We start from the raw sequence: 1,969 nt of genomic DNA on the forward strand, positions 1-1,969 counted from the left end.
GGGCTGAACGGAGCGGTGGCTGGCGAGATGGGCGTCCCCGTGATCATGGCGAGCGGCGATGACGTGTTTGAAGCCGAGATGGCGGACTATTTCCCGCAAGCGACGTTCGCATGCGTCAAGACCGCCATAGGGGCGAACTGCGCCGACAGTCTTTCCCCGCGCTCCGCTCGCGAGCTGATCGGCGCAGCAACGACGGCAGCGGTGAGGCGAGCTTCGACCATCAAACCCGTCACTCTCGGATCGTCGCTCGAGTGCGAGGTCCGGATGAATACGACGGCGATGGCGGACCTTGTTTCCATAGTTCCCGGTACTCGTCGGATAGACGGACATGGCGTCGGGTTCACGGCACAGAGTGCACTCGGTGTACTCCGCATGCTCGGAACCATGTCTGCCATGGTGCAATCGCTCCGGTGAACCGAAAAACTGCAATCGGCGACCGAATACGGCCCTCTACTCGCGGAGTTGGTGAGCTTTCAATCGATCGCTCATCAACACTCGGAACACTCGAGCATGTAGACTAACGTCAAAGAAGACGGTTTTCGACGTCCGATGAGGCAATATTAGGCGATTCGATGCGCTCGATTTCGAAGAAAAGACCACAATTCGCACCCTCTCCCTCGGATCAGCATCAGCAAGTGTCAATAAAATTTGCCCCGGGAATTCTGTAACCTCTGAATTTTGCCACTCTATTTCAGTGATCCGGTTCCGTCGGAGACGGGAAAAACCTAAATCATGAACGATTCGACGACGCCTTGCATTGAGGGGCTATCCCAATGCTAATGTGATTTCCGGCATGCGGGCTGTTTCCTCTTGCATTGTAACCGGGCGCTCAGTTTAAGTAGCGGACTCGCAAAAACGAGGGACACCATATGCCGGAGGGATATTATGGAATGTCCACGCTGCTCGCAGATCAGCCCGATGGGTGCTCGCTATTGCAGCGAATGTGGAGCCCCGCTGCGACCTGAGCATTCCCCTCTCAGCGACCCTGTTAAGGTCACGTTCGGAACCGGGGAATTCAAACCGACGACGATCTTGTTCGCGGACATCGTTGCTTCGACCGAACTTGTCTCCGATCTCGACCCCGAAGAGGCGATGCATCGACTTGCACCCGCGGTCGCATTGATGCGCCGCGCCGTCGAGCGATCCGGTGGCACGATCATGCACATGCTGGGCGATGGCATCATGGCGGTCTTCGGTGCGCCGCGTGCCCAGGAAGGGCACGCTCTGATGGCGTGTCGGGCCGCTCTGGCCATCCAAAGCGAGTTTCCCACCCGTGCGGGCGGCCCCTCCGTACGTGTCGGCCTGCATTCGGGAACAATCGTATCAGAAACCAACCTGCCCGGTATGATCAACGAGCGCGAAGCCTACGGGGTGGCGATCCACATCGCCAGCCGCATGCAGTCGTTGGCCGATCCGGGCAAGATACTCCTCAGTGAGGATTGCTACCAATTGGTCCGTCGGTTTTGCACCGCAAGGAGCATCGGGCGGCGCAGCGTTCGCGGGATCTCTCAGGAAATTGAAGTCTACGAACTTCATGACCTCACCTCGCACGTGCCCGATCCATCGCTGGCCGATTCAGCTCTTACGAAGTTTCTTGGTCGCGAGAAGGAAATCGCAATTCTCGAGAGTTCTCTGCGAAGGATGCAGTCAGGTGAGGGTCATATCGTCGGCATATGCGGCGCCCCGGGTAGCGGGAAATCGCGCGTTTGTTACGAGTTTCTCCAGCATTGCCGTGAACTTCGCATACCGACGATCGAGGTCAGAACACAGCCATATGGAAGCGCGACGCCTTTCCAACCGGTGTTGGAAATCATGCGCATTCTTTTCGGAATCCAGCCGAGCGTTGACGCGTCTCACGCGCGGGATCGAGTGGCAACGAGCCTGGCGAGGATAGGTCCGAATCTCGATGGCACCTACGAACTCATTTGTGAATTCCTCGGAATCGCTGAGAACGCGGCGTCATCCGCCC

General features: G+C 57.8%; 2 protein-coding genes. Both read left to right on the top strand.

Annotated features, from left to right (window positions below; genetic code table 11):
• The coding region (locus tag AC1DT3_RS19320) for a M55 family metallopeptidase (protein WP_477466835.1) at positions 1-414 on the top strand (414 nt) is incomplete at its 5' end.
• Positions 415-885: 471 nt separating this feature from the next.
• Positions 886-1,969, top strand: a 1,084-nt coding sequence (locus tag AC1DT3_RS19325; protein ID WP_477466836.1) for an adenylate/guanylate cyclase domain-containing protein, incomplete at its 3' end; no start/stop codon positions are given.

This window comes from Microvirga sp. P4_G7 (genome assembly GCF_056401005.1).